The organism is Rhodococcus sp. NPDC006774, assembly GCF_040636045.1.
Lineage (GTDB): Bacteria > Actinomycetota > Actinomycetes > Mycobacteriales > Mycobacteriaceae > Rhodococcoides.
This window is the reverse complement of the sequence record NZ_JBEYIW010000007.1, coordinates 167,484-191,194: the sequence shown is the minus strand read 5'-3', so window position 1 is coordinate 191,194 and position 23,711 is coordinate 167,484. Positions and strand designations below refer to the sequence as shown.

General features: G+C 63.7%; 22 protein-coding genes. 9 read left to right on the top strand and 13 right to left on the bottom strand.

All coding sequences use genetic code 11. The features are described 5' to 3' along the window. Nucleotides 1-146 precede the first annotated feature (146 nt). The 3 genes from ABZ677_RS13455 to ABZ677_RS13445 all read left to right on the top strand — a co-directional run bounded on the left by ABZ677_RS13455 (nt 147) and on the right by ABZ677_RS13445 (nt 3,605). A complete protein-coding gene (locus tag ABZ677_RS13455; RefSeq protein WP_358370034.1) occupies nt 147-1,601 on the top strand; it encodes a hypothetical protein in 1,455 nt (484 codons plus the stop codon). Between the two features lie 103 nt (nt 1,602-1,704). After that, nucleotides 1,705-2,820 (top strand): hypothetical protein, encoded by a 1,116-nt coding sequence (locus ABZ677_RS13450; RefSeq protein ID WP_358370031.1) that lies wholly within the window; start codon nt 1,705-1,707, stop codon nt 2,818-2,820. A gap of 395 nt (nt 2,821-3,215) precedes the next feature. Then, nucleotides 3,216-3,605: a hypothetical protein gene (locus tag ABZ677_RS13445; RefSeq protein WP_358370028.1), complete on the top strand. Its 390-nt coding sequence runs from the start codon at nt 3,216-3,218 to the stop codon at nt 3,603-3,605. A 161-nt stretch (nt 3,606-3,766) separates the two neighbouring features. Here the strand turns inward: ABZ677_RS13445 and ABZ677_RS13440 are convergent, their stop codons facing one another. From ABZ677_RS13440 to ABZ677_RS13425, 4 genes are read right to left on the bottom strand one after another with little or no spacing between them, the layout of a single operon-like run. Beyond that, a complete protein-coding gene (locus ABZ677_RS13440; RefSeq protein WP_358370025.1) occupies nt 3,767-4,798 on the bottom strand; it encodes an ABC transporter ATP-binding protein in 1,032 nt (343 codons plus the stop codon). Continuing rightward, nucleotides 4,795-5,568, bottom strand: a complete 774-nt coding sequence (locus tag ABZ677_RS13435; protein ID WP_358370023.1) for an ABC transporter permease subunit — start codon at nt 5,566-5,568, stop codon at nt 4,795-4,797. Before ABZ677_RS13435 ends, ABZ677_RS13440 begins: the two co-directional genes overlap by 4 nt. Beyond that, nucleotides 5,565-6,404: an ABC transporter permease subunit gene (locus ABZ677_RS13430; protein WP_358370020.1), complete on the bottom strand. Its 840-nt coding sequence runs from the start codon at nt 6,402-6,404 to the stop codon at nt 5,565-5,567. The genes ABZ677_RS13435 and ABZ677_RS13430 overlap by 4 nt, the downstream gene beginning before the upstream one ends. Beyond that, the gene (locus ABZ677_RS13425; RefSeq protein WP_358370017.1) at nt 6,401-7,636 is read right to left on the bottom strand and encodes an ABC transporter substrate-binding protein; all 1,236 of its coding nucleotides are present in this window, start codon (nt 7,634-7,636) and stop codon (nt 6,401-6,403) included. The genes ABZ677_RS13430 and ABZ677_RS13425 overlap by 4 nt, the downstream gene beginning before the upstream one ends. Before the next feature lie 144 nt (nt 7,637-7,780). Here ABZ677_RS13425 and ABZ677_RS13420 point away from each other — a divergent pair, with 144 nt between their 5' ends. Both ABZ677_RS13420 and ABZ677_RS13415 read left to right on the top strand, forming a co-directional pair. Next, entirely contained in the window at nt 7,781-8,449 is a 669-nt protein-coding gene (locus tag ABZ677_RS13420; protein ID WP_230596149.1) for a VTT domain-containing protein, read from the top strand. Continuing rightward, nucleotides 8,446-9,057 carry a CDP-alcohol phosphatidyltransferase family protein gene (locus ABZ677_RS13415; RefSeq protein WP_358370014.1) on the top strand — a complete coding sequence of 204 codons (612 nt, stop codon included), beginning with the start codon at nt 8,446-8,448 and terminating at the stop codon, nt 9,055-9,057. The genes ABZ677_RS13420 and ABZ677_RS13415 overlap by 4 nt, the downstream gene beginning before the upstream one ends. On the opposite strand, the gene ABZ677_RS13410 is transcribed toward ABZ677_RS13415, so the two are convergent. Then, nucleotides 9,029-10,492 carry an FAD-dependent oxidoreductase gene (locus ABZ677_RS13410; RefSeq protein WP_358370011.1) on the bottom strand — a complete coding sequence of 488 codons (1,464 nt, stop codon included), beginning with the start codon at nt 10,490-10,492 and terminating at the stop codon, nt 9,029-9,031. The genes ABZ677_RS13415 and ABZ677_RS13410 overlap by 29 nt on opposite strands. 36 nt (nt 10,493-10,528) lie before the next feature. Between ABZ677_RS13410 and ABZ677_RS13405 the strand changes: the two genes are divergently transcribed. The 3 genes from ABZ677_RS13405 (at nt 10,529) to ABZ677_RS13395 (ending at nt 12,781) form a co-directional block, all read left to right on the top strand. After that, entirely contained in the window at nt 10,529-11,179 is a 651-nt protein-coding gene (locus tag ABZ677_RS13405) for a methyltransferase domain-containing protein (RefSeq protein ID WP_358370008.1), read from the top strand. 73 nt (nt 11,180-11,252) lie between these two features. Further along, complete coding sequence (locus ABZ677_RS13400; RefSeq protein ID WP_358370006.1) at nt 11,253-12,119, top strand: alpha/beta hydrolase; 867 nt, start codon at nt 11,253-11,255, stop codon at nt 12,117-12,119. A 44-nt stretch (nt 12,120-12,163) separates the two neighbouring features. After that, nucleotides 12,164-12,781 carry a dihydrofolate reductase family protein gene (locus ABZ677_RS13395; RefSeq protein ID WP_358370003.1) on the top strand — a complete coding sequence of 206 codons (618 nt, stop codon included), beginning with the start codon at nt 12,164-12,166 and terminating at the stop codon, nt 12,779-12,781. 14 nt (nt 12,782-12,795) lie between these two features. Here the strand turns inward: ABZ677_RS13395 and ABZ677_RS13390 are convergent, their stop codons facing one another. Then, nucleotides 12,796-13,518, bottom strand: a complete 723-nt coding sequence (locus ABZ677_RS13390; protein ID WP_358370000.1) for a hypothetical protein — start codon at nt 13,516-13,518, stop codon at nt 12,796-12,798. Nucleotides 13,519-13,582: 64 nt separating this feature from the next. Further along, on the bottom strand, nt 13,583-14,266 hold the full coding sequence (locus tag ABZ677_RS13385; protein ID WP_358369997.1) for a hypothetical protein: 684 nt from the start codon (nt 14,264-14,266) through the stop codon (nt 13,583-13,585). Nucleotides 14,267-14,614: 348 nt separating this feature from the next. Here ABZ677_RS13385 and ABZ677_RS13380 point away from each other — a divergent pair, with 348 nt between their 5' ends. Beyond that, nucleotides 14,615-15,721, top strand: a complete 1,107-nt coding sequence (locus ABZ677_RS13380; protein WP_358369994.1) for a hypothetical protein — start codon at nt 14,615-14,617, stop codon at nt 15,719-15,721. Here ABZ677_RS13380 and ABZ677_RS13375 read toward each other — a convergent pair. Genes ABZ677_RS13375 through kdpF form a run of 6 tightly spaced genes read right to left on the bottom strand, consistent with a single transcriptional unit; the run spans nt 15,684 to nt 23,562 of the window. Continuing rightward, the gene (locus ABZ677_RS13375) at nt 15,684-16,382 is read right to left on the bottom strand and encodes a response regulator (RefSeq protein ID WP_358369991.1); all 699 of its coding nucleotides are present in this window, start codon (nt 16,380-16,382) and stop codon (nt 15,684-15,686) included. The genes ABZ677_RS13380 and ABZ677_RS13375 overlap by 38 nt on opposite strands. Further along, nucleotides 16,375-18,921, bottom strand: a complete 2,547-nt coding sequence (locus ABZ677_RS13370; protein WP_358369989.1) for a sensor histidine kinase KdpD — start codon at nt 18,919-18,921, stop codon at nt 16,375-16,377. Before ABZ677_RS13370 ends, ABZ677_RS13375 begins: the two co-directional genes overlap by 8 nt. A gap of 32 nt (nt 18,922-18,953) precedes the next feature. After that, complete coding sequence (locus tag ABZ677_RS13365) at nt 18,954-19,592, bottom strand: potassium-transporting ATPase subunit C (RefSeq protein WP_358369987.1); 639 nt, start codon at nt 19,590-19,592, stop codon at nt 18,954-18,956. Nucleotide 19,593: 1 nt separating this feature from the next. Then, complete coding sequence (gene kdpB / locus ABZ677_RS13360; RefSeq protein WP_358369984.1) at nt 19,594-21,690, bottom strand: potassium-transporting ATPase subunit KdpB; 2,097 nt, start codon at nt 21,688-21,690, stop codon at nt 19,594-19,596. Continuing rightward, nucleotides 21,687-23,459 (bottom strand): potassium-transporting ATPase subunit KdpA, encoded by a 1,773-nt coding sequence (kdpA, locus tag ABZ677_RS13355; RefSeq protein ID WP_358369981.1) that lies wholly within the window; start codon nt 23,457-23,459, stop codon nt 21,687-21,689. The genes kdpB and kdpA overlap by 4 nt, the downstream gene beginning before the upstream one ends. Nucleotides 23,460-23,463: 4 nt before the next feature. Then, nucleotides 23,464-23,562: a K(+)-transporting ATPase subunit F gene (gene kdpF / locus ABZ677_RS13350; RefSeq protein WP_080734555.1), complete on the bottom strand. Its 99-nt coding sequence runs from the start codon at nt 23,560-23,562 to the stop codon at nt 23,464-23,466. Between the last annotated feature and the right edge of the window lie 149 nt (nt 23,563-23,711).

The window sequence follows — 23,711 nt, the reverse complement described above, 5'->3', positions numbered from 1 at the left end:
GGAAGTGTCACCGTTTCCGAACACTGCAACTTTGAATATCGACACTCCGCCAGTCACCATGTCGGTAGCAAACCGTATGGTGTCCTTGTGGTCCACGACGTCAACATCTGCCATCCGTCCCTGAACGCCGCCGGACGTACTGCGAAGTGAAAATTAGCCTTCCCTCGCAGATGTTTGGACGCCAGCCCGCTGGGCTGCTCAGCCACTTCGGCCTTCAGATCGAAAAACGTCCAACCCCTGGTCAGGATACCTGGCAGGTTTCCGGGAAGCCGATGACCGTAATTAAGTCGCAAGTCCTTCACGGCCCCGCGCTGACCCGCAGCAGGTTCGATGTATCCACCCCTCCCACACCGAACCCACCCGGTGGAATGGGCCCCGAACTGTCCGCAGAATTTGAGGACCTGGTCAAAACACTCGACGAAGCCCAGACCCTCCCGGCACTGTTTGACCGAATAACCGCGACCCTGATTGCAGTCCCGGACCAACAGGTTCCTGCGACCACGCAGTGGGGGAGCGAGGTTTTGGCGGCTGTGCCACTCACCAGTACCGACGGCGGCAGAGAACCTCTTTTCCCGCGCCACTCCGTCCATGACATTCGCATCAACGAAATCTTGTACCGATGGTCAAAACTGCCTCAAATATTTTCGAGACTGCGATACAACACAGCCGAGGAGATCATCGCCGAATCTGCGCTCGATCCACACAGTCTTGCATTTCAAGCATCCAGCGGACTTCTCGAAGGAACGGTCTTCGGTGGCATCTACTTCGCGCCCTTGCTGGGAAATCTTACTCCCACGATGTGGGGCTTCGCCGCACCCAGATATGGCCAACTGATCCTCTACACCCTGGGACGGCAACTCCCGGGGCTCGGACACGGAGCCAGCAGAGATTCGCTCGACACACTGCGAATCCTGTCTCACAACAACCCGTCCCAAGACTTTGACAGTATTTCGTGCGATCCGGATGAACTCCACAAGGCGGCGTTCTCAGAAGCAGTCGACTGGTGGGCTGGACGCCTAAACGACACTCTCCTAGACATATTCTCCCCAATGACCTACATCGACGCCGCTGGACGATACGATCCCGCCACACACCAAGGGTGGATGCTCAACTTCGAACAATTGTTGGGGCGCATCAGCGCGATTGCGCGGCACCCACGAGACCAAGCTGCCCAACTCATGCTCATGTTTCCTGCCATGGACCTGCTCGGGGATCGGTTTACAGGTAGCAACGGCATTGGGCAGCTCATGACGCCGAAGCGACTGCGCAAACGCATCGCCGCCATTGAAACACACGTCCCCGCGCGAATCAGACCGCTAATCATGGCTCCCGCCTACCGCGGCCTCCGCGCAGCAGAGCAAGTGTTGAACGGATTCTTCGTTCCGAGTCCTGACCCCAATTCAACAGAAACAACTCGTCTTCAGCATCTTTGGAATGCTCGGCGCAATACAACACACGGCTTCAACCTTGACGCTTCGGTCCTGGCCGAACACAACGGTGCCCTTCCCGCCGACATCGTCCTCGTCCCCATGATCTATCTGCTCGACATCTTGACCGACAGAGAACACTTGGTCGCGCGAATACAGCGATCTTGCCAATAGTCTCAACCATTGGGGTGCCCGACCAGATGTGGCCCTAGTCGCTAGCTGGTTTAGTCGCTGGTCACCGCCAACAGTTGCCATCCGTAGTGCAAAGGACAACATGATGACCGACGAGACTGAACTGTGGCGACACAACTTCAGCCAACTGCTCTTCTTCGTCGAAGTGGCACAGGACAACTCTTCAGCCGCGCCCAACTCGCGGGGCGTGGCCGAACGATCTGTGAAAGAAGGTCTGCGGGACGGGGTCTTTCATCATCTATTGGAGGAACACGAGCGCAAAGCCATCTACAGTGCGCACCTTCGTCTGATCGTCACTCCAGTCTTGGACGCCGTTCAGGTCTTCCTCGGCTCTGCGATGACATCCACTCAGAACTTCATCGAGGGGCTCGACAAAATCGCACAGCTCGCGAGACAAGCAAAGATCTCTATCGACTCCATGACGGACGGCGAGAACGTCGAGCAGGTGATCGAAGAGTTTGAGACACGTTATCTCGCTACGCTGGCGATGACCCTTTCGGCGCACTCCACACTCGCACGCACCTTAGCGGCCCGAAAGTCTGCCGACGGAGAGTATTTTGATGTAGGCCGGTATGTCTTCGTTCGAAATCCCGACCCTGCCACCGTGCACGTCGCCGACCTCAATAGCGCCATGGATAGTGGTGTTAGTTCCATCAGCATGAAACGTGGAATGGTGTCTTACGACAGATTCCCACCGATACAAATCATGAGCTACGGTCAGTGGTTCGCCTACATCCACGCGATCTGGGACGAGTGGTACCGGCCACGTCTCGCCGCCGCCTACTCTACGAGGTTAGGAGTGGACTATCTCAAGAACGACATCAAAAGCTCGTTCATGGGCGAGCTGAATAAAATTCGAAATGATGTCATTCACAACAAGTCTCGAGTCAAAAGCAGCTCTAGCAACGTCGTGCTGAACTGGGCTACCGACGATGGGCTCATCGGTTTGACGACCGAGAGAATGATTGAGCTGAGAACAATGTTCCCGAGGTCAGAGCTGTTGAAGCCCCCGGCGCGCAGCCCTGCTCCGTCGTCGCAGAACATCCCATGGACGGCCGAAATCGATCTCATCGACCAGGTCAAACTAAGGCTCACCGAACTGGGAATGACCAAACGGCAGCAGAAAGACATCGGTGACGAAATGCTCCGACGCTGGCTAGACCACAACCCGCTTCCGAGCGGGAGTTCGACTTGTCGATGAGGTCCCCTGCCTAAGAAGGACTTCCCCCATGGACCCGTTATGGTGCTGAAGGGCTGGTGTCTTGGCCACAGGTCACGCACCTGCTTGCCGCCAATACCGACTTTGGCTGAAATAGCCCTTGTCCGCCGCAGTCCTTCTATATTTGTGTTTCGGCGCACGGACTGGTTGGTGCGATCCCGATAAGTACCTGCTGTAATAGAAGGACGGGCCGCTTGTCGGTAAGAGGTTCGAGGGTGCAAGCGGATCAACGGGAGGATCTGGATGGCACGGTACTACACGGTTGACCGCCAATCGGCTCTCTCTGAAGGGGTAGTCATCGGGCTGGTTCGGTATGACGACGTTCAACCGCCAGAACTGCAAGCGCATCTCGACGACTCTTCCCAGATGGGGTGACCATGCACGGCGAGAAGTATTTCGTCAGTGCGAACTCAACCGCTAGTGTTACAAGCCCCGCGATCGAGCTGATATGGGACAATGCACGACGGGCGCACTTCATTGACGCACCCTCGCGTATGCAGTCGATATTCGCGACAGCCAGCCTCGCCGACGCCCAGCAATTTCGCGACGCCCATGGGCCTGCTTCACCAATTTTTGAAGTGGACGCCACCGAGGCTTTTCGCGCGGATATGAACCTGCTGCACAACCATACCTCCGCACTAGCTACCTCATACCTCGCCCAGCTCTACTGGTCCCAAAAACCTGGTAGCCCGAATCCGTTCTGGGAGTATCTATTAAGGCCGCCAGTCCGAGTCGGTATGCGCGTGCTGCAACGGCAAACCTGGTGACAGTCCGACTATCGCGATTTTCCTCCATACGCCGGGAGGCGTGGATATCAACGCCGTCAAGGTGTCATTACGGTGCGGTAACTGGGATTTCGTTGTTTGGGTGTTAGTCACTAGCGACGGATCCCAGAGCACGGGGATTGCGAACAGCCACATCTTCGACCTCAAACCATGACAACAAATCTCGCCAAACCCGGAATCTTTAACCCCACCGCATCCCCCATCTTGACCGCAGATCCCGCCGCCAGCTCCACCTTTACAACCGTCGAGCCCACGGTCACATCGGCGATACTTCGGAATCCGGTAGGCCGAAGACCCGAAACAACCCCTCGAATTCCGTTGTCATTCAGCGTGATCAGCTCATGCCGCACCAGCAACACGGCAGGTCCAGCGGGAAGTGAAACCCCGTCGACCTCCAACTCCCCGAGCTCGGAGCGATGCACCCCAACCCCATCCCACTGCCCCTCGATTTCGTTCAACCCACCCATCAGTCGCGACACCGCCAGGGTGCTCGGCCGCGTGTAGGCCGTCGCGATATCGGATTGATGCTCCAATCGACCGTCGATGAGCACCGCCACCGAATCGGCCAGTACCGCCGCTTCCTGCTGATCGTGGGTGACGAGCAGCAGAGTCTGATCCAACGTCGAGCGCAATTCCCGGACGAGGTCGTGCATCTCGGTGCGCAACACCGGGTCCAGAGCACTGAAGGGCTCGTCCAACAACAACACTTGCGGGGATCCGGCGAGGGAACGCGCCAACGCCACCCGCTGGGCCTGCCCGCCCGACACCTCGGACACTGCTCGGTCCCCGATGTCGCCGAGATGCACCAGGTCGAGGTACTCCCGGGCACGTTCGCGCGCCCGCTTGCGACTCTCCCCGGCCGCGCGGTAGGCGAAACCGATGTTGTCGAGTACCGACATGTGCGGGAACAACATCGGACGCTGGAACACCATCCCGACTCCGCGGTTCTCGGCCGCAACACCGTTCACCTCACGGCTGTCGATGCGCACTGTGCCGGCGGTGGGTGAATCCAGTCCCGCGATGAGCCGCAGTGCAGTGCTCTTGCCTGAGCCCGACGGTCCGAGAATCGCCGTGCACGAACCCGGTGGCACGGTGAGATCCAACGAATGCAGCGCCGCAACCGATTGACCGGCATGGACTTTGGTGAGTCCGTGTACGGACAGTTCGACGCTCATCGGGCACTCCTACGACGCAACCGGGCCAGCATGAGCACCAGCAACAACGGCGGAACCACCGCAGCGACCGATAGCGCAGCCACCACCGAATCGTTACCGGTGCCTGCAGCGAACGAGGCGACGAGAATGGGCACGGTGACCAGTCTGCCTCCACCGATCAACAGCGTGATCACGTAGTCGCTCCACGCCACGAGGAACGCGAGTAACGCCGCCCCCGCCAACGCCGGAGCCAGCAGTGGAATGCGAATCCGCCGCAGCACCATGGCACTCGACGCACCGAGAGTGCGCGCCTCCTCCTCGTAACCGATGTCGTACGCGCCGAATGCCACTCGCATCAGATACGTCGTGTACGGAATGGCCGCAACGGTCAGCAGCGCGATCACCGCCACCGTGCTCGGAATGCGCGAGCGCAGCACCAGCACATCGAGTCCCAATGCCACGGCGAACGGGGGCAGGGCAAGTGGTGCGAAGAGAACCCCGGCCACGAAAGCGGGGAAACGCACGGTGCCGTTCACCAGGGCGCGAGCAGCCAACGCGCCCAATGGTGTTGCGATGGCGGCGACGGCGAGAGCGAGCAGGGTCGAGCGCACGAACGCATCGACGCCCCCGGCGTCGAGAGCACTGCGAACGCCGTCGAATCCCCATTCCTGCGGAACCGATCCGGGAAACGACCATCGATTGCTGATGGCCCACAAGACAACCGGAATCAGCGGCAGCAGGAACCACAGGACCAGAACGGACCTGCCGACAGCGGGAGCAACCTTGTTCATTTCCACGCTGCCGATCTGCGCAGATAGTGCAGTGCCACCGCGGCCACGACCACCGTCAGCGCGGTGGCGATCGTCGCGGCAGCGGCTGCCTGCGGACGCGTCTGAAGATCGATCGAGGTGAACAGGCGAATTGCCATCACCGACAGCGGCTCCGGATACGGGCGACCCAGAATACGGGCCACCTCGTACGATCCGACCGTGTAGGCGAACGCGATGGCCGCCGACGCGATCAGCGCGGGCCGAGCCAACGGCAGCGTGACCAGTCGCAGCCGAGCCCACCGGCCTGCGCCCAAAGTCGCCGCTGTCTCGTCGAATGCGGCTACTCGGGTAGCGAGAGTCCCGGCCACGACGACGGCCACGAAAGCCGATTCCTTCCAGGCGTATTCGGCGACAACGGCAATCCACCACCGCCCGCCGACCAACTCCGGCCAGCCGACGTCGGTCATGCCCAGGATGCGGGGCAGCATTCCCGAATCCGCCAGCAACAGGGCCATCGCGGCTGCCCCGATCAGGTGCGGCACCGTGACCGTCAATCCGGCGGCGACCAACGCGGCGCGTCCACCCGACAACGCCGTCAGCGCCGCGGCAAGCCCGATCACCGTGGCCAAGGCGGTCGAGACGACGGCGATCGACAGCGTCAACGACACCGAGCGCCACAGGCCACCGCCCAGCGCGGAGTATGCGTCGACCGACAGTTCGGGGGTTCCGACCAACGGCATCAGACCCAGGCTCTGCAGCACCACGGTTCCGAGACCGCCGCCGACGACGAGAACGACCAGCACGACGGCAGGCAGTACCGCCGCCGTGCCGCGAAAGCTCCTCGTGGACGCGCTCACTGACCGGCGAGCACGCTTCGACGCCATCCCTCGTCGAGCGGGGTGACCCACTCCGCCGAGAGTTCGGGATGCGCATTGGCCGAGAGCTCTTCGTAGGACGGCAGAACCGTCGAACTCGGCAACGCCTCGAACCGGGCGCGGGCGTCATCGGGCAATCGGTCGATATCGAGCACGGTGAACTGCCCCCACACGTCCGGAGTCGCCTTCTCAAGTTGCTGCTCGGGCGACAACGCGAGATTGGCAACCACCTGCGCCGCGGCCGACTTCCCCGATGTCGACGGAATGGCAAGGAAACTCGCATTCCCGACGGTTCCCTCGTCGAGAGTCAGGACGCGGGTCTCCGGCGGGAAGGTGCCGTCGGCGACGAGTTTCGGGAGGGTCGCGGGGCCGTACGTCATGGTCATGTCGACCTGGCCACCGGCGTAGAGGGCGTCGAGCTCGGAGGAGGACTGCGGATACGTCGTTCCCTCGCGCCACAGTGACGGGGCGAGCTCGTTCAATCGATCGAACAGTGCCGGGGCCAGGCGATCGTAGGAGTCCTGATCGAACTGAGCGGGAACCTCGTCGACACCGCCGGAGGCATTGATCAACGCCTCACGCACGAACACCGAGCCGGTGAAGTCCGGGGGAGCGGGGTAGGTGAAGCGGCCCGGGTTCGCGCGGGCCCAGTCGAGCACGCCGTCGAATGTCGTCGGCGGATCGGGGATGGCTGCTGCGTTGTAGACCAGTGTGAATTGAGCTTTGTGCCAGGGTGATTCGCAGTTCTCGACCGGAGTACCGAAGTCGTTGAGCAGCAGCGGATCCTCGGGATCGGTCAGTTCCATGTTCGGCAGATTCTGCGTCCACCCGCACAGCCACGCGCCGGCCTGCTTACCGGTGCCGAAGTTCGCGCCGTTGACCCACACCAGATCCACTTCGCCGTCGGTGACCCCGGCCTGCCGCTCGGACAGGATGCGGTTGACGGCATCGGTGGTCGATTCCACCGGCACGCGCCGCAGTGTGACGCCCTCTTCGGCGGCCGCGGGCGTGAGCACGTCGTCGACGTAGGCATTGCCCTGCTCGTCGCCGCCGTACATCCACAGCGATACCGTCTGTCCTTGCGCCTGCTCCTGGATCTCGCTCCAGGACAAGTCCTCGGCGCGCGGAGCCTCCGATGATGGTGCCGCGCATGCGGTGAGCAGCAGCCCTGCGCTCGCCGCAATCGTCACTGCGCGCCGTACTGAACGAATCACCGTGGGCCCTCCAGATCAACCGAAGCAGCCGTCGTCGACGCTGCCCTCACCACCGTAATCGGTCGAATGAGACAACCGCTGAACACGCGGGCACACCGGTCGTGTGCACAATGGATCCTGACCGCCGGACGAGAGGCACACACCGTGACGCAGGACCGCCCGACGCGTAGTCGCCGCGGCACGACCCTGAAATTGCTCGCGGCTGCCGTGGTCGTCGTCGCTCTGGTGATCGTGCTCGGCACCGTCGACCTGCCCGATCCGTCGTTCATCCGTGACCGAGTGGCGTCGGCCGGGCCCTGGGGCATCGCGCTGTTCGTCGTGCTCTATGCCGTCCTGTCGGCCACCCCGTTCCCCGCCAGCACGTTGACCATCGCGTCGGGACTGCTGTTCGGATTGGCGGTGGGCGCAACCGTCGTGGTGTTCGCCGCCACGATGGGGGCGTATCTCGGGTACTGGGGGGCGCGGGCGCTGGGACGCGGCCAGGTGGCCCGCACCGAGTGGGACAGGCTCCGCCGGCTCGACGCCATGCTCGGACGCCGCGGATTGCTGTCGGTGCTGCTCGTGCGACTGGTGCCGCTGCCGTTCTCCTTGGTGAACTACGCGGCCGGAGTCAGTGCCGTGGGGCAACGTGACTACGTGGTGGGCACCATGATCGGCATCGTGCCCGCGACCGTCGCCTACACCGCGCTCGGTGCGTACGGGACCTCGCCGCTGTCGTGGCCGTTCGCCATCGCATTGCTCGCTGTGCTGGCGATCGCGGCCGGTTCGGCCCTGTTGGCCCGCCGCCTGGGACTCACCGGTGCAGCCGAATGATCGACAGCTTTCTGCGCCGCCACCTCGAAAGCCCGCTCGATCGCTGTGCCCGCGCCCTCGACCGTCCCGCGATCACACCCGACCGGATCACTGCCGCGGGACTGGTGCTGGGCCTCGGTAGCGCACTGGCCGCGGGCCTGCAGTTCTGGTTGCTCGCTTTGTTCTTGTGGATCGTCTCCCGGATCGCCGACGGCCTGGACGGGCCTCTGGCGCGCAGGCGGGCGACAACAGCCGGGGCAGGCGCATTCTTCGACATCACCGCCGATTTTGTGGTCTACGGCACGACGGTGGTGGGCGTCGCGGTGGGTGCCTCGGCCGCATACGACGCCCCCTGGTGGCCGTTCCTGCTGGTGCTGTTGGCGTACTACATCAACGGCACCGCGTTTCTTGCGTTCTCCTCGATCGCCGAACGCACCGGTCGCACCATCGACGACGGCCGTTCGCTGTCGTTCCTCGGAGGGTTGGCCGAGGGAGCCGAAACCATTGCGGTGCACAGTCTCTGGCTACTGTTGCCCGGTATCTCGTGGCAGATCGCGGTGGTCTGGGCAGCGGTGGTCGCGGTGAGCTCCACCCAACGAATCATCGCCGGGTATCGCGCGCTCTCCTGATCCACGTGCCGCGCACCTTCGCCAGTGCGGCCGTCGCTCGGGAGATCACCGGAGAACCCAACTGCGCCTTCACGTCTGCTATCGCCGCGTTCCAGGGCCCGTCGTTGTACGTCGGATACGGGTGGGTGGCTCCGGCGAGGTCGCGGGTACGCAGTCCCTGCTCGATGGCCAGAATCAGTTCGCCGATCGTCTCGCCCGCTCGCGGTCCCACCACGCAGGCCCCGACGATGCGACGCTTGGCGTCGAGCACGAGCGTCGTCGATCCGTTCGTTGCATTCTCGGTGACGGCACGGTCGACGTGATGGTGGTCGAGAGTCTGCAGCCGCAATCCACGCTGCCGCGCGGTCCGCACATCGATTCCGGCCGAGGCGATCTCGGGATCGGTGAACGTCACCCGCGGCGTCCCCGTCGTACTCACTGTTCGGTTCAGGCCGAGTGCCGCATTGCTCGCGGCCAGACTGCCGTGCACACCGGCGGTGTGCGTGAACTGAGGGTGACCGGTGAGATCTCCTGCTGCCCAGATGCGGGGATTGGTGGTCCGCAGATGCTCGTCGACCTGAACGAATCCGTTGTCGTCCACTTCCACACCGGCCGTATCCAAGCCGAGGGACGCGGTGCGCGGAGTCCGTCCGGTGGCGATGAGCACTCGATCGAATTGGATCTCGACACCCGTATCGGTCACGGCCGAGCCGTCCTCGATGCGCACGACGGCGGTGGAGTTCAGGACGCGCACACCCTCGCCGGTCAACGCCTGCGCCATGATCGACGAGGCCTCAGGGTGCTCCCGAGGCAGGATCGTCGCCGACCGCCCAACCAGAGTCACGTCCGATCCGAGGCGCGAAAATGCCTGCGCCATTTCACAACCCACCGACCCGGCCCCGACGATCAGCAGTCGCTGCGGCAAATCCATCAGATCCCACAGGGTGTCGCTGGTCAGGTAGTCCACGTGCTCGATGCCGTCGATCGCCGGCACCGTGGGATGCGCACCGGTGGTCACGATCGCCTGACCGAAATGCAGTATCCGCGTACCGACGCTCACGGTGTTCGGCCCGGTGAAGACTGCGTCGCCGTGGATCACACATACTCCGGCCTCGGTCAGGGCCTCCGGCGAATCGATCGGCGCGATCTCGGCGATCGACCCGTGCACGTGCTGCATCACGCGCCCGAAATCGACGCTCGGCGGCTGGGTGACGATGCCGAACCGGGACGCGGATCGAACCGTCTGTGCCACCGACGCCGCCGCGAGCAGTGCTTTGGACGGAACGCATCCGGTCCACAGGCAGTCGCCGCCGGTGCGGTCCCGCTCGATCAATACGACGCGAATGCCGAAGCCGGCCGCGGTCTTCGCGGCCACGATGCCGGCGGTGCCACCGCCCACCACAACCACGTCGGCGCGGTTCTCGGGCACACTCGAAGACGAACGACGGATTCCCATACCTCCCACTATGCCCGCGCCCTGGAGAGACCCGAGATGAGACGACCGACCAAGTACACGACGTCGGCGCGCCTGTACGACCTGATCTCCTTCGAGAGGCCGGTGTACCGCGCGGGACGGGAGGCTGCGTTCGAGTTGCTGAATCTGCCTGCCGGACGCCATGTTCTGGACCTCGGCTGCGGGACAGGGCTGAACTTCGCGGGGCTGCAGCGGATGATCGGACCGACCGGGTCGATCACCGGAGTCGACGCCAGCCCGCAGATGCTCGAACAGGCCCGACGGCGAGCCGACCGGGCCGGTTGGGACAACGTCACGCTCGTCGCAGCCGACGCCACCGCCCTCACCCGCGCGGACCTGGGCAAGCGCGCCCCGTTCGATGCGGCCCTGAGCACCTACGCACTCTCGCTGATGACGCCGTGGCGGGCGGCCCTCGAGGCAATGATCGCGGCGACGCGAGTGGGCGGCGTCGTGTCCGTCGTCGACATGCAGCGGCCCGTCGGACGTGCGGCGGTGTGGACCCCGCTGGCGAAACTTGCGTGCCGACTCGGAGGGGCGGACATCGAGGCTCATCCGTGGACGGCGATGACGCCACTGCTGCGCGATCTGTCGACTCGCTCCGTCCGCGGCGGCCACATCCAGGTCCGCGTCGGGACTGTCGTCTCGCGCCCAGCAGAGCCGAGTTCGTAGCCGACGCTCGCCTTCGTGACGACCGGGCGAGCGTTCCCGGTGAGTTTTCGCTCGCGGCGAGGTCCACACGACCATGACGACACAGGCAGTTTCCGTTCCCGGTGCGACCCTGACCTACGACGTGATCGGTGAGCTCGAGCCAGGGGCCACCCCCTTGGTGCTCATCGGCTCACCGATGGATGCGAGCGGGTTCGTGACGTTGGCATCGCACTTCCGCGACCGGGTGGTCGTCACGTACGACCCGAGAAATGTCGGACGTAGTCGACGAGACGACGCGACCGCCGCAGTCACCTTCGGCGAACATGCCGACGACCTGCATGCAGTGCTCACCGCCGTCGGTCATGGTCCGGTGGATGTGTTCGCCTCGAGCGGGGGTGCGGTCAATGCGCTGGTGCTCGTCAGCAAGCACCCGTCCGACATCCGGACGTTGGTGGCCCACGAACCACCCGCCGGAGGCACGCTTCCTGACCGCGAGAACATTGCGACGGTGTGCGCACACATGGTGGCCACATACGACGCGCACGGCCGCGGCCCGGCAATGGCCGAATTCATGTCGCTGCTGATGCATGCAGGCCCCATCGACGACGCGTTCTTCGCTCGCCCGGCACCGGACCCGGCGCAGTTCGGCCTCACGACCGAGGACGACGGGACCCGCGACGATGCCTTGATGTCCAACATGCGCGGGGGAGGCGTCGATTTCGCGCCGGATGTCGATGCATTGCGTGCTGCTCCCACCACAGTGGTGATCGGAGTAGGGGAAGAATCCGGCGGCCCCGAGGACGGTCACATCGCGGCTCGCGCAGCGTATTCGACTGCGGCGCTCCTCGGATCGGAGCCGATCGTCTTTCCCGGCGGCCACTCGGGATTCCTCGGCGGCGAATTCGGTCAGACCGGAAAGCCGACCGAATTTGCCGAGAGTCTGCGAAAAGTATTGGGCTGAACAAGGTTTGCCCCGAAGAAGACCCCACCGAACCAGGAGACATCATGGGCCTCATCACGTTGGAGCTGTTCGCCACCCTCGACCTCGTCGCACAATCGCCCGGAAGCCCTGAGGAAGATCCCGAGAACTTCCCCTACGGTGGCTGGCAGGTTCCTCTGCTCGACGAGGTCTCCGGGGCGCAAGTCGACGCTGCATACGAGGGCACGGACGCGCTCCTGCTCGGGCGGCGCACCTACGACATCTTTGCTGCGTACTGGCCGAGCCAGAACGGCCCGTTCGCAACGCTGTTCAACGCCATACCGAAATACGTGGCCTCGCGCGGCACACCCGATCTTCGGTGGGACGGTTCGACCCAACTCGGACCGGACCTGGTCGGCGCGGTGCGTGAGATCCGAGATCGACACGACCACATCAAAGTGGTCGGAAGCCTCGACCTGGTGCAGACTCTGTTGCGCGAGAAGCTCTTCGATCGACTCGATCTGTGGGTGCATCCCATCCTTCTCGGAGTGGGAAAGAGAGTGTTCGCCGACGGCACGGTACCCAGCAACCTGACGTTGCTCGAGCCACCGGCCGTCGGTGACAGAGGCGCCGTCTACCTGCGTTACGGCCTCGATGCCGGAACCCCGGGAACCGGCAGCATGGACGACGTGCAGGGCGGCTGATTCGGCCGAGACGATCACTTCTTCTGGCGTCGACTCCCGGCATGCCAGTCCTGTTGCACGCCCGCTTCGTCCTCTTGGACCCCAAGGGCCTTCAGTTGGGGGAGCTCACGCAGACTGCGCTTCATCTCGGCGAAGCCGGGGAAGCGAGCGAGTGCGATCACGTTGTCCCACAGCGCTACTGCCTCTTCGTCGCTGGGGAGCCGGCTGATCACCGGCCCGAAGAAGGCGACGCCGTCCGGCGGCTCGAAGGCGATGATGGGCGTGCCGACATCCTTGCCGGTCAGCGAGAGAGCATGATCGGTCTCGGCCTGGATCTCGTCGTCGATCGTCGAATCATCCAGTGCTGCAGTGTGATGGGTGGGCAACCCGAGTTCTTCGAGGATCGGCCCGAGGAATGCTGCGGTACCACGATGGCCGTGGCTCGCAGCGTTGTCGGGCACCACCTCGGTGTCGAAGATGTGGGTTCCGAGGGCCTGATACAGCGGCCCGACAGCGTCCGACCCATGCTCACGACGAACAGAGGCAGCGGCCCGCAACAGTCGCAGGCCCGCGGTGTGCCCGGCCTCGTACTCGGGTGGGAAGTGCGCGTCGTAGTCGATGTGCGAGTTGAGCAGTCGCAGTGAGATGAACCGCCAGTCGACGGTGTAGTCACGCTGGGCCTGGACCTTGCGAACCCACTTGCTGGTCATCCAGGCGAACGGGCACACCGGATCGAAATAGAAGTCGATATCGGCCATCGAGTGGACGCTCCTTCTCGGGACGGACGTTCTGTCCACTCGACGGTATACGCCTCCCGGAGCATCAGTGGGCCGCCGCCTGCGCCGGTATCACCGAGACGGCAGGCCGTGGCAGATTCCATCGGGTGCACCCCTCATCCAGTGCAGCGTCCACAGAGCGCACGACGGACGTCAGGTACGGGACGGAATAGTTCATCCACTCCTCGGTCGATCCTCCGCTCAGAATGATGCGGTGCACCGGCGACTCGCCCGTCGTGGACACGGACGTGCGGCGCAGCGCTTTCTCGGCGGCCGAGGCCCATTCAGCCGGGTCACCGGAGTTGTCGACGTCGTTGTGGAGACCGACCACCTGCACTCGGTGACCGCAGAGTGCTGCCGGCGCATCGTTGTCGAGGTAGACGTATTTGGTCCGTTGCGCGCACTGTGTCAATCGAGCGATCTGCGAATCCGAACCGACGACAAAACGGAACACCCCTCGGTGCACGGCACTGCGGATGCCGTCGGTGCCGGCTCCGCATCGAAACACTATGTGGTTCGGCCGAATCCCGCTGAGCTGCACACGATCGAGCTCGTCGTCATCGTGCGCGAGGACGGTGACACCGGAGTTCCGTACCCAGGTGGCGAGACCGTGATCGCCGAGCGCGTTCGCGCGGACACCGAAACCGACCCCTGGAATGACCCGACGCATGAGGTGGATCGAATTGTGTAGTTGTGTCGAGTGATCGGGCGCTTCGAGCGAGAGTGTCATGCACTCAGATATACGCCCGCGCGAACCGTTCGGGAGGTTCGTTGACGAAGTTTTGACGCGACGTACCGAGATTCTTACGGGGTGCAGATGGGTCGAGGCGCATCTGTTACCGCGGTGTCAAGGTCATCGTCCGCAGCGTCAATTTCCCGTCAAGGCAGGGCTGTTCGGCTCCAATCGGGGCGATGATCGACTGGAGGACCGCACTCGGTCCGGTGTCGACGAGGAGATGTGTTCGATGACGTTGTTGGATTATCTGCGTCGCTCAGAGGTGCTCTGTCGTCGCGGTTGGATCATGCCGTGTGGCCGAGTACGACGCACTATCGACACGGTCGAGTGACGGTGGCAGGAATGTTTCTCGACGACATTGCCGATCGTTACTCGACGCCGGTGTGCGTGATCGACGAGACCAGCCTGCGCGGTAGGTGCAATCGCATCGCGCTCGGGTCGTTCACAGCCGAAATGCTCTACAGGCCAGGCAGTGTGCTGGCTCCGGTTGTCGCGCGCTGGATAGGGGAGCAGCACTTGACGCTGATCGTCGAGTCGATGGCAGCGTTGTCGTCCGCCCGGCAGCTCGGTGTCGATCCCTCCCACATCGTCGGCCGAGCGCACAGCGCACAGGCTGCAGATCTGCTTCTGTCACTTCCGGTGGGTGAGCGAGTGGGCCGAATCGTCGTCGCCGCAGGTCTTCACCGGATTTCGGATGCGGACCGTGCCGTAGCCGTCGCCCAGTCGACTCTGGTCAGCACCGACGGCAATCGTGATTATGCGGAAAACGTCATCGCTCAGGTTGTCGATTGCCCTGCAACGGTATTCGACGGTGTCGAATGCAGCGCGGCCACCCTCGACGGCGTGTTCGCACGGATCGTTGAGTCTCTCGGGGTGATGGCTCAGGCCTACCGAGATCACGGTGTGCTCGGTAATCGACTGCATCTACGGATCGATTCTCCGACGGGACTCGATACTGCGCTCCTGTCCGACGTCGTCGAAGACGCCATCGACGAAGGTTGCATCCGGCATCGCTTTCCGCGTCCGCAGCTCGCCGTCGAGACCGGGGAGTCGATCACCGACGCGTCCATGGTGACGGTGTGCCGTGTCCGGTCGATCGACCGGACAGATTCACACAGAGTCGTCGTGGTGGTGGACGGTGGAACCGGTTGCGCCCCTGCCGGTCCGGCCGCGGCGGTCATCGCCAACCGCCACAGCCTGGGCGGCGAGGAAGTGTTCGTACTCGCCGATGGCAGTGACCCTCTGCGTCGGTGCGTGATCGACTCGGCAGTGTCGCTCCCGGCAGATGTTCGGGTCGGTGACGTGCTCGCGATCGCCGACGGTCCCGGAGACTGCCCGAGCGTCCTGACACTGTCCGACGGACAAGCCCACCATCTGGATCTGCTCCCCGAGATGCCTGCTCCGGCCCTCTTCACTCCACGAGTCGATACCCCATACCCGTCTCGGTGATGAGATGCCGAGGCTTGCCCGGGTCGGCTTCGAGCTTGCGTCGAAGTTGAGACATGTAGATCCTCAGATAGTTGGAGCCGTGATCGTGCCCGGGACCCCAGACAGTTCTGAGTAGTTCTTTCTGCCCCACCAGCTTGCCTGCATTGCGGGCCAACATCTCGAGGACTCCCCATTCGGTACGCGTGAGATGCACGATCTCGCCGTCCCTGGTCACCCTCTTGGAGGCCAGATCGACGGTGAAGGACGAGGTGGTCACCAGCGGGTCCGTAGGGGACGTCGTGATGGCTCGTCTGCGGACAGCGACGCGTAGCCGGGCCAGGAATTCGTCCATCCCGAACGGTTTGGTGATGTAGTCGTCGGCACCGGCGTCGAGAGCGTCGATCTTGTCACCGCTGTCGGTGCGCGCGGACAGCACGATCACCGGAATCTCGCTCCATCCTCGCACACCGGCGAGCACGTCCAGGCCGCCGATATCGGGCAGTCCGAGGTCGAGAATGACGACATCGGGGTGCTCGGACGCAATGGCGCGTAGCGCGCCGGTCCCGGTGGCCGCGGTGACGACGTTGTAACCGCGGGCGGCGAGGTTGATGCGCAATGCGCGCACGATCTGCGGCTCGTCGTCGACAACCAGAACCTTGATCGCGGAACGGGATTCACCCATGGGTCTGCTCGGAGAAGTCGCCTCTGGCAGTCGATTCCGCTCGGGCCAATTCGACGGTCATGGTCACCCCGCCACCGGCAGTATCGGACACCGTCACCGAGCCTCCCATGGCCTCGACGAACCCACGCACCACGGAGAGTCCGAGCCCGACGCCCGTGGTGTTGTCGCGGTCGCCCGATCGTTGGAAGGACTCGAACACAGCCTCTTCGCTTCCGGGCGCGATCCCAGGGCCGCTGTCGGCAACGGTGATCACCGCTCGGTCGCCGATGTAGGCGGCCCCGACCCGCACCGGCGATCCGGGTGCGTGTCGCAGCGCATTGTCGATCAGATTCGCCAACACGCGCTCGAGCAGACCCGCGTCGGCCGAGACAGCGACGTCGTCCACATCGACGACGACGAGCTCGCGACCCGTGTGCGTCCCGACGAGCGCTGCGTCCACGGCGTCCTCGACGTACACGATGGACCGACTCGGCTGAATGACCCCTGCGGCGAGCCGTGACGAATCGAGCAGGTTGCCCACCAGACCCGTCAGCTGGTCGGTCGATTCCTCGATGGTCGCCAACAGTTCAGCGGTGTCCTCAGCAGAGAATTCCACATCGGTCGCGCGCAGACTCGACACCGCAGCCTTGACCGCGGCGAGTGGTGTTCGTAGGTCGTGGCTGACCGCGGACAGCAGCGCCCGCCGAAGACGGTCGACTTCCTTCAGGCCTGCGGCGGTGCTGGCCTCCTGAGCGAGTTCGGTCTGCCTGATCAGACCCATTGCCTGGTTGGCCACTGCGCTGAGCACACGTCGATCGTGGGCACCGGTTTTGGTACCGGACAGGAGCAACGTGAAGGAACCGTCGGGGGTGTCGATTGCGGTGTCGGCGTCATCGGGCACGGCGGGTGGAGAGTCACCGACAGATTCGACGATGACACCAGCACCTCTGATGATCGAGACCGCGCGTTGGGAGTACGTCTCTCGCACTCGCTCCAACAGCGTTCGAATGTCGCCGCCGCGCAGCACCGTTCCGGCGAACAGTGTCAGGAGCTCGGCTTCCTGTGACGCTCGCCGAGCTTCGCGGGTGCGTCGGGCGGCCGCGTCGACGAGAAATGCCACTGCCACTGCCATGATGAGCAGCACCACGGTGGTGACGAAATTGTCGGGTTCGGCGATGGTGAAGCTGTACCGCGGGTCGGCGAAGAAGTAGTTGAGCAACAATCCTGCGATCAACGCCGACAGTGCCGCGGGCGCAACGCCGCCCAGGAGCGCAACGGCGAGTACGACCATGAAGAACAGGGCACTCTCGCCGCCGAGATCGAGATATGGATCCACCAACAGCATCGCCATGGCCGAGACGACGGGTACGACAACGGCGGCAACCCAGGACAGAATTCGTCGGTGCTTCGGGTTGGGCGGGATCAGCCGCCCGAGCCGAAAACCTCGACTGATCTGGTTGTGGGTGACCATGTGCACGTCGATCTTGCCCGAGTTCTGAATGACCGCAGCGCCGATGCCCTCGTCCAGTATTCGGGCCCAGCGAGACCGACGCGAGGTTCCGATGACGAGCTGGGTCGCGTTGGCCCCCCGTGCGAAGTCGAGCAGCGTGGTCGGCACGTCGTCACCGACGACACTGTGCATACTCGCGCCGAGACTCGCTGCGAGTACGCGGACTTTCCCCATCTGCGGTGCCGAGACGCCGGTGAGGCCGTCACCGCGGATGACGTGGAGCACCATCAGTTCCGCGCTGGACCGCGAGGCGATCCGACTTGCGCGACGCAGCAGGGTCTCGGACTCCGGTCCACCGGTCACCGAGACGACAACACGCTCGCGTGCCTCCCACGTGTCGGTGATGTCGTGTGTACTGCGGTATTTCGCCAACGCAGCGTCGACCTGATCGGCGATCCACAACAACGACAGTTCGCGTAGGGCAGTCAGATTGCCCTGACGGAAATAGTTGCTCAGCGCTGCGTCGACCTTCTCGGCTGCGTAGATGTTTCCGTGGGAGAGCCGGCGGCGCAGCGCTTCTGGAGCCACGTCGACCAATTCGATCTGTTCCGCTGCCCGGACCACCGAATCCGGGACGGTTTCTCGCTGCGGCACACCGGTGATCTGCTCGACGACATCGTTGAGGCTTTCCAGATGCTGCACATTCAGGGTCGAGACCACGTCGATTCCCGCTGCCAGCAATTCCTCGACGTCCTGCCAACGCTTCTCGTGGGCGCTACCCGGGGTGTTGGTGTGGGCGAGTTCGTCGACAAGAACCAGCGAAGGTTCACGCTCGATGATCGCTGCGACATCGAGTTCCTGAGCGATCGATCCGCGGTAGTGAACTATCCGCGGAGGAACCAGTTCGATGCCGTCCAGTAATGCAGCGGTGCGGGCGCGGCCGTGGGTTTCCACCACGCCCGCGACCACATCGCACCCACGTTCTTGCCTGCGGTGCGCTTCACCGAGCATCGCGAAGGTCTTACCGACCCCCGGCGCCGCCCCGAGATAGATGCGCAATTCACCGCGATCGAGTCCTCCAGACCCCCGCTTGCCGGCCTTTTTTCCCATGTCGTCTACCTGCTGCCCTGGACCGTCGAGGTTCAGCTCGTTCCGCACCCCGGTGCCGTCAGTCCCAGAGCGACATTGAGCTCCGGCACGTTCACCGTCTCGTTGCCGAGGAACCCGAGCTGCCTGCCGTCGGTGTGTTCGGCGACCAGAGCCGTCACCGCGTCGACGCTCATGTCGTTGACCTGCGCGACGCGTGGGATCTGAATCGCGGCGTAGGCGGGGCTGATATCGGGATCGATACCCGAGCCGGATCCGGTGACCGCGTCCACCGGCACAGCGGCCGGGTCGACGCCTTCACGCTCGGCGATGACGGCACGACGTTCCTCGATGAATGCCGCCAGTGCTTCGCTACTGGGGCCCTGGTTGGTCGGCAACGACGCAGCCGGGTCGCTCACGGCAAAGGCATTGTCGTCGGAGATGGATCCGGTAACTCGGTTGTGGAAGAACGGATCCGGCGCTCCCTCTTCGACCTGCGGGTCGACCCCGATCAGGCTGCTGCCGACGATGCACCCGTTCGCGTCACGCAGCGGCGACCCCTCGGCAGAGCTGGATCCGATGCGGCTCACCGCCCATACCGCCGCCGGATACCCGATACCGACGATGACCGTCAGCGCCAGCAGCACCGACAGTCCTGCCACGATCTGACCGAGAAATCTCTGTACGAAACGCATGTCAGCCTATCCCTGGGATGAAACGAACGACGAGGTCGATGAGCCAGATCCCGATGAACGGGGTGATGACGCCGCCCACTCCGTAGAGCAGCAGATTGCGGCGCAGCAGTGTCGAAGCGCTCGACGGGACGTAACGAACACCCTTGAGCGCCAGCGGAATCAGCCCGATGATCACCAGAGCGTTGAAGATGACCGCGGACAGGATCGCCGATTCGGGGGTGGCGAGCCGCATGATGTTGAGGCCGTCGAGTTGTGGGTAGACGACGCTGAACATCGCCGGCAGAATCGCGAAGTACTTCGCGAGGTCGTTGGCGAGGGAGAACGTCGTCAATGCTCCGCGGGTGATCAGCAACTGCTTACCGATCTCGACGACCTCGATCAACTTGGTCGGATCGGAATCGAGATCAACCATGTTGCCGGCCTCCTTTGCTGCCGACGTTCCGGTGTTCATCGCGACACCCACGTCGGCCTGCGCCAGAGCGGGGGCGTCGTTGGTGCCGTCGCCCGTCATCGCGACCAGCCGGCCGCCTTCCTGCTCCTTGCGGATCAATGCGAGCTTGTCCTCGGGTGTGGCCTCGGCGAGGAAGTCGTCGACACCTGCCTCGGCTGCAATGGCTTTCGCGGTCCGCGGATTGTCACCCGTGACCATGACGGTCCTGATGCCCATGGCCCGCAACTGAGCGAATCGCTCCGCGATGTGGGGCTTGACGACATCGGAGAGTTCGATGACACCCAGTGCGCGGGCAGGACCGCCCTGGGGTGCAGTGGCGACCACCAGGGGTGTCCCGCCCATCTCGGCGATGCTGTTCGAGATGTCGTCTATCTCGACGGCGATCGAGGGACCGCCGTTGCTGCGCACCCATGCCAGCACCGAATCGGATGCACCCTTGCGGACCTGGGTGCCGTCGAGATCGATTCCGCTCATGCGGGTTTGGGCGGTGAAGGCGACGAACTCGCCGGTCTTCTCGGTGTCCGTGGCGTGCAGGGGCAACGAGTATTCCAGTCCGCACAGATCGACGATGCTGCGACCTTCTGGTGTGCCGTCGGCGAGTGAGGACAACCGTGCTGCTGCGGCGAGTTCGCCTGCCGTCGTGCCGGGTGCGGGATGAAGCCCGGTGGCGCGACGGTTGCCGAATGTGATCGTGCCGGTCTTGTCCATCAAGAGCGTGTCGATGTCGCCCGCTGCCTCGACGGCGCGGCCGGACATCGCCAGGACGTTGCGCTGAACCAGTCGGTCCATGCCGGCAATTCCGATGGCGGACAACAACGCTCCGATGGTGGTCGGAATCAGACATACCAGCAGTGCGATCAGCTTGATCGGGTCTTGCTGCTCGCCGCCGTATGCGCCCATCGGTCCGATCGCAACGACGGCCAGCATGAAGATGATCGTCAGCGAAGCCAGCAGGATGTTCAGCGCGATCTCGTTCGGGGTCTTCTGGCGCGATGCACCCTCGACGAGGGCAATCATGCGGTCGACGAAAGTCTGGCCCTGGGCCGCTGTGATCCGTACGACGATCTCGTCGGAGAGCACTCCGGTGCCGCCGGTCACTGCGGAACGGTCACCGCCCGATTCGCGGACGACCGGCGCAGATTCGCCGGTGATGGCCGACTCGTCCACGCTCGCAATGCCTTCGATGACATCGCCGTCTCCCGGAATGATCTCGCCGGCCGAGACGACGACCTCGTCACCGACCTTCAATTCGGTGCCGGGAACCTCTTCGATGGTCCCGTTCGATGTCCGACGGCGCGCGACCGTGTCTCGCTTGACGGCACGCAGGCTCGCGGCCTGGGCCTTGCCTCGGCCCTCGGCCACGGACTCGGCAAGGTTGGCGAACAACAGCGTGAACCACAGCCACGCCGCTACGAGCCAGGAGAAAACGGAAGGATCGAGGACCGCGAGCACGGTGGTGACGAGGGAGCCGATGAGTACGACGAACATGACCGGGTTGCGGGCGAGATGTCGAGGGTCGAGTTTGGCGAACGCGGACGGCAGTGACGTCCACATCTGCCGGGGGCTGAAGTAACCGGATCGAACCGGGGTGGGGGTGTCGTCGACGTCGGACTCGTCGTCGATGAGCCTGGATGAGGTGACGGTCATTGCAGTGCCTCTGCGATCGGGCCCAAAGCCAGGGCCGGGAAGAAGGTCAGTGCCGCAACAAGAACGGCGGTTCCGAGTACCAGTCCGGTGAACAGCGGTCCGGTCGTGGGAAGAGTGCCCGGGTTCGGAGCGGTGCGTTTGGACGTGGCGAGCGAACCGGCCAGTGCCAGCACGAAGATGATCGGAAGGAAGCGTCCGAGCAGCATCGCGATGCCCAGGGAGGTCTGGAACCAGTCGCTGGTGACGGTCAACCCGCCGAACGCGCTGCCGTTGTTGTTCGAGGCGGAGGCGTAGGCGTAGAGGACCTCGGTGAATCCGTGGATCGATCCTGGCGTGCCCGGGTCACCCGAATTGCCCTGGAAGCCGGTCGTGGAGGACAGGATCACGGTGATCGAGGTGCCGATCAGAACCAATGCGGGCATCACCAGTACCGACAGTGCGGCGAGAGTGATCTGGCGCTGCCCGATCTTCTTGCCGAGATACTCGGGCGTACGGCCGACGAGGAGTCCACCCACGAACACCGCGATGATCGCCAGCACGAGCAGTCCGTACAGTCCGGTTCCGACACCACCCGGGGCGATTTCGCCGAAGAGCATGTTGAGCAGGACTGCTCCGCCGCCGAGCGGAGACATGCTGTCGTGTGCGGAATTGACTGCGCCGGTGGAGGTTCCCGTCGTTGCGACGGCGAAAAGGGTCGATCCGGGGATGCCGAACCGAACTTCCTTGCCCTCCATCATCGAACCTGCGGCCTGTGCTGCGACGCCGCGCGCGCCGGACTCCGCGACGGCAGCGACAGTGAGGAGAGCTGCGAACAGCGTCGCCATGACTGCCAGCAGGGTCAGACCTTGACGACGGTCGCCGACCATCGTGCCGAATGTGCGGGTCAGTGCCACCGGGATGAGCAGGATCGAGATGATCTCGACGACGTTGGACAACGGGGTCGGGTTCTCGAACGGGTGCGCGGAGTTCGCGCCGAGGATCCCGCCACCGTTGGTGCCCAGTTCCTTGATCGCTTCCTGTGACGCGACGGGAGCCAATGCATTGGAGACGGACGACCCGTCGAGCCCCGTCGAGGCGAAACCTGTGCTGAAGGACTGAATTACGCCTTGCGTCAGCAGAATCAGCGCGATGACGAACGACAGAGGTAGAAGGATGCGTAGGATTCCTCGAACGAGATCGACCCAGAAGTTTCCGATCTCGCCGCCGGTCCGCACGCGCACGAAGCCTCGGATGACGGCGATGGCGACGGCGAGGCCGACTGCGGCAGAAACGAAGTTCTGCACTGCCAAGCCCAGGGGCTGTGTCAGGTTCGACATCGTCGTCTCGGGTGTGTACGACTGCCAGTTGGTGTTGGAGACGAAGGAGATCGCGGTGTTGAATGCGACCGACGGGCTCACTCCCGACAGTCCTCCGTTCAGTGGAAGTACACCCTGAATTCGTTGCAGCACATAGAGAAAGAGGACGCTCGCAGCAGAGAAGCCGAGTAGCGAGAGTGCGTATCCGACCCAGGTCTGCTGGGACCGTGGGTCGATCCGGCAGAGGCGGTAGATCAGCTTTTCGATACGAAGATCTGCCCACACGGTCGTGCCGCCGCGGGTGCGCTGCAGGGTGGCTGTACTCCCCGCGGCACCGAGGCTTCCTGCGTCTGTATCGACATCATGTTCGGTGGCAAAGACTTTCGCCATGTAGTCGCCGAGGGGCACGTACGCGATCGCCAGAACGACGACGACCACGAGGATCTGGAGCGATGCTGCCAGAGCTGCAGTCATGTTCTCAGAACCTCTCCGGGTCGAGCAGAGCGACGAACAGATAGATGACCACTGCGGCGGCGATCACCACGAGTACGACGTTGATGGTTCCGTCGAGCGTCATTTCGCCTTCGCCTTCGTAGTGGCAGTGGTCGCCAACGCCCGCAGGATCAGTGCACACACACCGAATCCCGCGGCCGTGACGAGGAGATAACCCAAATCAGCCATGAACGTTCGAGCCTCTTCGACATAGTGCGGTCCAACGCATCTTCA

What these genes read in the sequence shown, in the direction of transcription:
- ABZ677_RS13405 (WP_358370008.1), top strand. Translation starts at nt 10,529, where the DNA reads ATGAGACGACCGACCAAGTACACGACGTCGGCGCGCCTGTACGACCTG.
- ABZ677_RS13390 (WP_358370000.1), bottom strand. Translation starts at nt 13,518, where the DNA reads ATGGCCGATATCGACTTCTATTTCGATCCGGTGTGCCCGTTCGCCTGG.
- ABZ677_RS13400 (WP_358370006.1), top strand. Translation starts at nt 11,253, where the DNA reads ATGACGACACAGGCAGTTTCCGTTCCCGGTGCGACCCTGACCTACGAC.
- ABZ677_RS13365 (WP_358369987.1), bottom strand. Translation starts at nt 19,592, where the DNA reads ATGCGTTTCGTACAGAGATTTCTCGGTCAGATCGTGGCAGGACTGTCG.
- ABZ677_RS13370 (WP_358369989.1), bottom strand. Translation starts at nt 18,921, where the DNA reads ATGGGAAAAAAGGCCGGCAAGCGGGGGTCTGGAGGACTCGATCGCGGT.
- ABZ677_RS13385 (WP_358369997.1), bottom strand. Translation starts at nt 14,266, where the DNA reads ATGACACTCTCGCTCGAAGCGCCCGATCACTCGACACAACTACACAAT.
- ABZ677_RS13410 (WP_358370011.1), bottom strand. Translation starts at nt 10,492, where the DNA reads ATGGGAATCCGTCGTTCGTCTTCGAGTGTGCCCGAGAACCGCGCCGAC.
- ABZ677_RS13435 (WP_358370023.1), bottom strand. Translation starts at nt 5,568, where the DNA reads ATGAACAAGGTTGCTCCCGCTGTCGGCAGGTCCGTTCTGGTCCTGTGG.
- ABZ677_RS13450 (WP_358370031.1), top strand. Translation starts at nt 1,705, where the DNA reads ATGACCGACGAGACTGAACTGTGGCGACACAACTTCAGCCAACTGCTC.
- kdpF (WP_080734555.1), bottom strand. Translation starts at nt 23,562, where the DNA reads ATGACGCTCGACGGAACCATCAACGTCGTACTCGTGGTGATCGCCGCC.
- ABZ677_RS13375 (WP_358369991.1), bottom strand. Translation starts at nt 16,382, where the DNA reads ATGGGTGAATCCCGTTCCGCGATCAAGGTTCTGGTTGTCGACGACGAG.
- kdpA (WP_358369981.1), bottom strand. Translation starts at nt 23,459, where the DNA reads ATGACTGCAGCTCTGGCAGCATCGCTCCAGATCCTCGTGGTCGTCGTC.
- ABZ677_RS13395 (WP_358370003.1), top strand. Translation starts at nt 12,164, where the DNA reads ATGGGCCTCATCACGTTGGAGCTGTTCGCCACCCTCGACCTCGTCGCA.
- ABZ677_RS13440 (WP_358370025.1), bottom strand. Translation starts at nt 4,798, where the DNA reads ATGAGCGTCGAACTGTCCGTACACGGACTCACCAAAGTCCATGCCGGT.
- ABZ677_RS13415 (WP_358370014.1), top strand. Translation starts at nt 8,446, where the DNA reads ATGATCGACAGCTTTCTGCGCCGCCACCTCGAAAGCCCGCTCGATCGC.
- kdpB (WP_358369984.1), bottom strand. Translation starts at nt 21,690, where the DNA reads ATGACCGTCACCTCATCCAGGCTCATCGACGACGAGTCCGACGTCGAC.
- ABZ677_RS13445 (WP_358370028.1), top strand. Translation starts at nt 3,216, where the DNA reads ATGCACGGCGAGAAGTATTTCGTCAGTGCGAACTCAACCGCTAGTGTT.
- ABZ677_RS13380 (WP_358369994.1), top strand. Translation starts at nt 14,615, where the DNA reads ATGTTTCTCGACGACATTGCCGATCGTTACTCGACGCCGGTGTGCGTG.